Origin of the sequence: Vibrio sp. T11.5, from assembly GCF_027587155.1 — a bacterium.
GTDB lineage: Bacteria > Pseudomonadota > Gammaproteobacteria > Enterobacterales > Vibrionaceae > Vibrio > Vibrio neptunius.
The window spans coordinates 1-7190 of record NZ_JAPPTP010000045.1 but is presented as its reverse complement, the minus strand read 5'-3'; the positions used below and the strand labels follow the sequence as shown (position 1 = coordinate 7190).

The window sequence follows — 7190 nt, the reverse complement described above, 5'->3', positions numbered from 1 at the left end:
CATAGACTTATCAGTAGCTTGTAGTGTCTTTCTCTCAATGATAATGAGATGTATTAGTTAATGTATTTCTAATTTCATAAAAAATATTTAGATGAACTTAAATATAAAGTTTATATATAAGTGTTAAGGTGATATTTATAATCATTGTGGGGTGAGTTTAATATGAATAATAAAAAGGGCCAATCCAGTTATCGGGCATGGGAATGCATCACGATTTTACCTAAGCAACAAGCTTTAAAAGCTCTGATTGCTATTAACCTCGATGGATAGAATCACATCAAGTTGAACGAGTGCCAGTCTAATGATACTCCTTCATATACCTTGTTCCTTCTCTCTTATAGAGACGGTGCAAAGAGATTAAGACTTCTCGAGTCGAAGTTTCTTCAGCATCGTTACAGCACTTTCTTCTTAACTATTTTCTGAGTATTCTCAAAAATTGAGCTCACGATATGCTCAGGAAAGCCTTTAGGCAATGTAGCACTTACCTGTAACATCGCCTTCGGTAAGGCATCTTTCATTTCATCAATTATCTCTTGCATCGTGTCTTGAGAAAAGTTTACATCTTTAGCTGTATCCAAAAAGTGACGAGGCAGGATTTTACTGATTTCATACTTCTTGCCCTTTGTTGCTTTCAATCCCATCGCCAGCTTAAGCTTTCTGATATTGAGCCCTTTTCCTCCCAATAGTGGGTAGGCTGACAAAATATCGTAGAATGGAGTGAGTCTGTAGCTGCCTCCTTTATCAATATAGATAGAAAAGTTTTTAGCATGTCCATCTGTAGCGCCAATGAGCCATTGAAATACTTGGAACCTCATGAAGTTATACCGATCTTCTAGAGCATTACTTGACCCCATTAATAACTCCATGATCTGAGCTATGCCAGGGCCACCTTGAGATTCGTACTTAATGGATGATGGCATACCAAATACTTGGCAGATATCTTCCTGAGGTAAGCGTAGCAAGCCTGCTCTGTCTTTTGTCCAGCGCCTATCAAAGCGTTCTACAGCTAAAGCTTTAATGTTGTCTGTTTGGATTATATTGACGTTGGGAACTGCGAACCCCAGAGCTCTAGCTAGCTCAATACAAAGGTACTCGTTTTCTACGCTATCTTTGAGATCTAGGGTCGCGTTGGCTTGTTGTATTTCGCCTTTTGGCAGTTTGATGATGTGAGTGGTGGGGGTGTTTCCTTTCGGTATACACCATTGCTCATCAACAAATAGGAGAGCCGTTTTCTCTTGAGCACCTGCCACGGAGATTCTAAAGTCTTCTTCTTCTTCGAGCATTCCGAGCGGAATATCAGACTTGTATGCAGAAAGAACAGTTTCTAGTTTTTTGTCATCAAGGACTTCGTAGCTAAGTGGTTCCTTTTTATAGGGGAGGTCTGGAGGAAGTAAAGCAATCGCACCAACACTGTCTTTTCCTATTTCTTTTAGGAGATCAAATGGTTGTTTGGATGACGCCTTGTACCTTGCAACTATTCTATCTCTGACTTGAGGACTGTCTGGCAAGAGATTGTCAAAATAGTTTATAACTGCATCGGAAGTGATAGCTGGTAATTGAAGTTTTAAAGACAATGATAGTGGTCGAGTTACCGCATTGGTTAACCAGTTTTTATCATATTGAAAAGTGTGAGCACCATTCTTATGTTTTTCTAGAGTACCAACAAGTTCACCATTCATGTATGCGATTAGCTTCTGCATTACCAGATCTCATCATTTTCATTTAACGAAGCTACCTGTGATTTCTCTTGGATACTCAATGTTAGATCCATTGCCTGGGCAAGCTTAAAGAAGGTAGCAAGTGTTGTTTTGTTAGGGTTGTTTTCGAAGTTCGAGATTGTAGCTTGCTTGATGCCGACTTTTTTTGCTAGTTCTGACTGTGTCCATCCATTCTTCTGACGTATCAGTAGCATCATATCTGCTAATTGTTTTGGACTATATATCATTTGTTCCAGTTCACTATAGAATTAAGGTGCACCTTCAAGATATTTAATTATCCCTTAGTGAGGATAGGTAAAATTATATCCCCACAAGAGGGTAAAGTCTATATTATCCCCACTAAGGGATGATGAAGTATTTATCCCTTCCTGGGGATATTGAGTAATCTTAAGGGGCATAAGAAGCAGAGGAGCAGCAATATCTAATGAAATACTGAGTTATATGTAATACTGGCATTAGTCATAGACCTACTAAATTCTGGTAGTTTTTCTTGTTTGAGGGAGCCGTTCTTATTTGGATGAGACCTCGCTAGCATACAGGTGGTTACGACATTTAGGGCAGGTGGGTTGCTCTTGCAATGAGGCTTGCCATTGGCAGTGACACATGATGCATTCGAATGTTGCTGTTCTTTTGGGTGGCGGAGGTGGAGAAGCTATCGGCTTGTTTCTTGGTATAAGCCAAGGGTCGTTGTGTAGAGAGGGAGAACTGTCTCTATAACTAGAGTGACCAGTTGTAAAGTGAGGTTTGGCTTGATAGCTAGCGATAGCTCCGGTTTTTATGCTTTCTAATTCTTTGTCTGTCAGACGAGTTATTTTACGAACCTGCTATTTGGTGTGCCCAAAAAAGCTTTTGCCGAGGATACTAAGAGAGTGTGACGTACTGATGTGTAGTTAAAATCTTCATTTATTGATAGTTAAAGATTTTAGATAAAAAAACGGGACATCCTGAGATGTCCCGTTCCAAACGTTTGGTGGAGCTGGCGGGAGTTGAACCCGCGTCCAAAAACCATTCATCATTGGTACTACATGCTTAGTCGATCTTTAAATTCACCAAGTACCTGCGAACCGACACGCCAGTAAGTGACTATCCTGAATTAAATTTCGCCGTTCATCTCTCAGGCGGGAGAATCCGGGCTAGCGCGTTTGGGTTTGATCTCTCGTTGGTCCCCGTCTTACGTGCGGAAGCTAGGGCGAGAGAGCTCTGAGCAGGTTATTAAGCTGCTAGTGCGTAGTTTTCGTCGTTTGCGACTATTTTTTTGCGGCTTTTTACGTGGCCAACCGCCCCACGGCATGCACCTCAGACTGCAAAATTCCTGTCGAATCCTAAATCAGCCCCAAAGTGTTCTTCGCATAGTACCAGAAAAGTGTAACCTGTCTAGACTTGTGCGTTTAAGTGCTCAATATTAGCGCAGTGAACTCTTCATTACGCGTGCTTTTTCTCTCGCCCAATCTTTTTCTTTTAGATCAGTACGTTTATCGTGCAGCTTCTTACCTTTCGCAACACCGATTTTCATCTTCACCCAAGAGCGAGACCAGTAGAGCGAGAGTGCAGCAAGCGTCATACCTTCACGGTTAATTCGACCAAAAAGGTTATCAAGCTCACGGCGGCTCATCAGTAGTTTTCGCACACGGGTAGGGTTCGCCACAACGTGTGTCGATGCTTGGTTAAGAGGAGTAATAGTCATGCCACTCACAAAGGCTTCACCATCTCGCATAAACACGTAGCTTTCTGCGATGTTTGCTTTACCTTGACGAAGTGCTTTAACTTCCCAGCCTTGAAGCTCCATGCCAGCTTCTACTTCATCATCAATGAAATATTCGTGGCGAGCTTTCTTATTGACAGCGATGGTATTGCTACCCGCTTTTTGTTTCGATTTTTTCTTTGCCATAATAGCTGCATTATACGGTTAGGAACCTAGTTAGGAAATCCCTTTATTTGCGCTGAGTGCAAATAAAAGTAAAATTGGTACATGCCTGTCGTTTAGGTAGATGTTTTGAGGAGTCTATATGAAGCAAGTCAGTCGTTCTGCACTGGTATCCTTCAGCGCTGAACAGATGTTTAAGCTGGTAAATGACGTGGCCAGTTATCCTGAGTTTTTACCTGGGTGTTCCGGCTCCCGAGTGATTGAATCCAGTGGTTCTGCCATGGTTGCTTCCGTTGACGTTTCGAAAGCGGGGATCAGTAAAACGTTTACTACATCAAATGAGCTGATCAGTGATGAAGCGATCTTGATGAATTTGGTTGATGGGCCTTTTAAGATATTAAAAGGGGGGTGGTTTTTTACTCCCTTAGATGAGCAAGCCTGCAAAGTGGAGCTGAAGTTGGAATTCGAATTTTCCAGCAAGATGATTGAAATGGCTTTCGGTAAAATCTTCAATGAACTGACCAGCAATATGGTCAACGCGTTCACTCAGCGCGCGAAACAGGTGTATGCATGCTATGAGTATTGAGTCTGACATGATCCACGTTGAGGTGGTATACGCATTACCTCAAGAACAGCGAGTGTACACTCTGGTTGTGAACAAAACGATGACGGTTGAAGAGATCATCCGAGAGTCTGGCGTTTTGGAGCAATATCCTGAGATTGATCTTGCAAACAATAAGGTCGGCGTTTTTAGCCGTAACATAAAGCTCGACGCAACGGTTCGAGATAAAGATCGTATCGAGATTTATCGTCCATTGTTGGCGGACCCGAAAGAAATTCGTCGTAAGCGAGCCGAGCAAGCCAAAGCAGAGGGTTCTGCCGATCCTGTGACCGGTGGTAAGAAAAACCCGTTGAGGAAGGAAGCTTAAAGAGCGGGAACGGACTTCGTCCTATGGATCGCTCCGCTTCTAGATAACGGGATCGGGCTTCGCCCTTCTGGAAAGCTAGAGTTGATTTCTCAACCAAAGTGGAACAACTTAGTTTTCCAGTTTTCCAGTTTTCCAGTTTTCCAGTTTTCCAGTTTTCCAGTTTTCCAGTTTTCCAGTTTTCCAGTTTTCCAGTTTTCCAGTTATCCGTAGGACGAAGTCCGTTCCCAAATCCCGCATCCCAAATCCCGCATCCACGAAAAAGGGCTGACACAAAATGCCAACCCTCGAAAATTTCTCCAGCTCTCCAGCTCTCCAGCTCTCCAGCTTTAGTTAATACTCTCAAAAAAGTCTTTGCTCGGCGGGAAATCTCCAGTGACGTCAACCAACTGCCCTTTATCATTGAAGTTGACGATCAGGTTCTTTTGAATGGAATCCTGATGACCTTCAGTGTGGTGATAAATGTAGTACCAAGTATCAGGGAAGCCATTTTCAATCAGCATTGGGGAGCCCATCACAAACCGCACCTGTTCTTTGGTCATACCAAATTTAAGTTGATCGACGGCTTGTTGCTCAACATAGTTACCTTGGTTGATGTCGATTCGGTAAACGAGCTTTTCTAATAGTGAGCAGCCAGTCAACAGTGTCATAGAGAGTGGTACAGCGATTAGCCACTTTTTAAATTGCATACGAATAAGTTCTTGTAACAGATATTTCTTAAATTGGGCTGATAATAAACAAGCTGGCCGACAATGTAAAAAGCTCATCTTGTTTTGAACTGTTTCAGACCACGATTTTTGAGTTTAGTTGCAAAGTGAGAGCAAATTTCCATAAGACTGGAACTCTTGCCTTCAGTGTGAATCACCTGTGGTGCTGTTATTAGGCTGCTATAAGTAACTCTTTTGCATTTGCTAGTGTTGATTCGGTAATTTCGCTTCCACCAAGCAAGCGTGCCAATTCTGAAACCCTTTGTTCATTGTTCAACGTATGCATTTGTGTTTCAGTTTTGCCTGCTTTGGTTTGTTTGGCTACAAAAAGTTGTTGGTGGCCACAGCCAGCGACTTGAGGCAAGTGAGTCACACACAGAACTTGCGTTGACTCGCCAAGCTTACGAAGCATTCTACCTACAACAGCAGCAGTGGGTCCGCTGATACCCACATCTACCTCATCAAAGATTAAACTAGGTGTGTCGACTTTTTGTGCCGTTATTACTTGAATGGCTAAAGAAATACGTGATAACTCACCCCCAGAGGCGACTTTGGCAATGGGCTGAATAGGTTGACCAGGGTTGGTTGACACCATAAAACATACGTTATCCATGCCGAGGGGAGAAGGATGAGTACATTGCTTATCGACTTCAATACAGAATTGCGCTTTTTCCATGCTGAGCTCATGCATACTGGCGGTGATGAGTTTATTGAGCTCTTTAGCGTAGCGACATCGAGACTTGTGAAGTTTCTCTGCTGAGGTCAGGAAAACCTGATAGTTATTTTCAACAGCTTGCTCTAACTCTTCCAGCTTTTCATCGGAACAATCTAAAGCCTCAATTTGCGACGACAAATCTTGGTGATGCTGATATAGCTCATCGGGTAGAACATGATGTTTACGAGCCATCGACATGACTTTTGAGAAGCGTTCTTCAACAAATGCCATACGTGCAGGATCAACATCGATGTTATCAAGGTAACCACGTAGTTCGTTATTGGTCTCCTCAATTTGAATAATGGCTTCTGATAGCATGTTAGGCAACTCTGAGAGAGATTCATCCAATTCAGCGAGCTGGATCAGGGAGCTACTGGCTGATTGGAGAATACCAAGCGCATTAACTTCTTCACCTTCGTAAATAAGCTCGATGGCTTGTTGGCAGGTGGCGGCGAGCTCTCCGCTGTTAGACAATCTTTTGTGTTCCTGTTCGAGTTCTTCATATTCATCCTCGCCAAGAGAGAGCTCATTAAGCTCTTTGATTTGGTATTCAAGCAGCTGTTTTTGCGCAAGATTAGCCGCACTATTTTCTTTTAACTGCTTAAGGGTGTTATCGGCCTGACGCCAATTTTGATAGGCATTACGAGTGCCTTTTAAAAGGTTGCTGTGGCCTGCATATTGGTCCAGCATGGCCATTTGGTGATCACTCTTCATGAGTTGATGGTGCGCATGCTGACCATGTATGTTGATCAGTAATTGCCCAAACGTTTTTAGTTGTGAAAGTGGTACCGGGCTGCCATTAATGAAGGCTCTTGAGCGGCCTTCTTTATTGATGATGCGACGCAAGATACAGTCACTGCCTTCCAGCAGATCGTTATCTTCTAGCCAACGCGTTGCGTGAATGTTGTTTTCAAGGGAAAAAGCCGCACTGACTTCGGTTTTTTCTTCCCCTTGGCGTACCATGCTGGCTTCCGCCCGACCACCTAAGCAAAGACCTAAAGCGTCAATTGCAATAGATTTACCCGCACCAGTTTCTCCAGTGATGGTGGTCATGCCGTGAGATAGCTCCAGCTGTAGAGATTTAACAATAGCGAAATTATTAACACTTAGATGAGCCAGCATTTTGTGTACCTGTTTAAATGAACAATACTGTATAAGAAAACAGTATATACTGTTTCTTTATACAGTAAAGTCACAGGTGAAATTTTTTGTGAGAAGGATCTAAACCTTGCGTGATGAGACTGTCGTCATTCCATAGAG

7 protein-coding genes and 1 other RNA gene are annotated in these 7190 nt (G+C 42.8%); 2 read left to right on the top strand and 6 right to left on the bottom strand.

Annotation, left to right across the window (positions count from 1 at the left end; all coding sequences use genetic code 11):
* Positions 1-392 precede the first annotated feature (392 nt).
* The 4 genes from OH455_RS22990 to smpB form a co-directional block, all read right to left on the bottom strand.
* Positions 393-1700 carry a type II toxin-antitoxin system HipA family toxin gene (locus OH455_RS22990; protein WP_269982907.1) on the bottom strand — a complete coding sequence of 436 codons (1308 nt, stop codon included), beginning with the start codon at positions 1698-1700 and terminating at the stop codon, positions 393-395.
* Entirely contained in the window at positions 1700-1945 is a 246-nt protein-coding gene (gene hipB / locus OH455_RS22985; protein ID WP_269982906.1) for a type II toxin-antitoxin system antitoxin HipB, read from the bottom strand. The genes OH455_RS22990 and hipB overlap by 1 nt, the downstream gene beginning before the upstream one ends.
* 741 nt (positions 1946-2686) lie before the next feature.
* Positions 2687-3053, bottom strand: a transfer-messenger RNA (tmRNA) gene (gene ssrA / locus OH455_RS22980).
* Positions 3054-3120: 67 nt separating this feature from the next.
* Positions 3121-3606: an SsrA-binding protein SmpB gene (smpB, locus tag OH455_RS22975; RefSeq protein WP_206372235.1), complete on the bottom strand. Its 486-nt coding sequence runs from the start codon at positions 3604-3606 to the stop codon at positions 3121-3123.
* Positions 3607-3724: 118 nt separating this feature from the next.
* On the opposite strand from smpB, the gene OH455_RS22970 reads away from it, so the two are divergent.
* Together OH455_RS22970 and OH455_RS22965 are read left to right on the top strand one after the other, a co-directional pair.
* Positions 3725-4168 (top strand): SRPBCC family protein, encoded by a 444-nt coding sequence (locus OH455_RS22970; RefSeq protein ID WP_206372236.1) that lies wholly within the window; start codon positions 3725-3727, stop codon positions 4166-4168.
* Positions 4158-4511 (top strand): RnfH family protein, encoded by a 354-nt coding sequence (locus tag OH455_RS22965; protein ID WP_045976503.1) that lies wholly within the window; start codon positions 4158-4160, stop codon positions 4509-4511. The genes OH455_RS22970 and OH455_RS22965 overlap by 11 nt, the downstream gene beginning before the upstream one ends.
* A gap of 326 nt (positions 4512-4837) precedes the next feature.
* Here the strand turns inward: OH455_RS22965 and bamE are convergent, their stop codons facing one another.
* Together bamE and recN are read right to left on the bottom strand one after the other, a co-directional pair.
* On the bottom strand, positions 4838-5197 hold the full coding sequence (gene bamE, locus OH455_RS22960) for an outer membrane protein assembly factor BamE (RefSeq protein ID WP_206372238.1): 360 nt from the start codon (positions 5195-5197) through the stop codon (positions 4838-4840).
* Positions 5198-5387: 190 nt separating this feature from the next.
* Positions 5388-7052 carry a DNA repair protein RecN gene (gene recN, locus OH455_RS22955; protein ID WP_206372239.1) on the bottom strand — a complete coding sequence of 555 codons (1665 nt, stop codon included), beginning with the start codon at positions 7050-7052 and terminating at the stop codon, positions 5388-5390.
* Positions 7053-7190 lie beyond the last annotated feature (138 nt).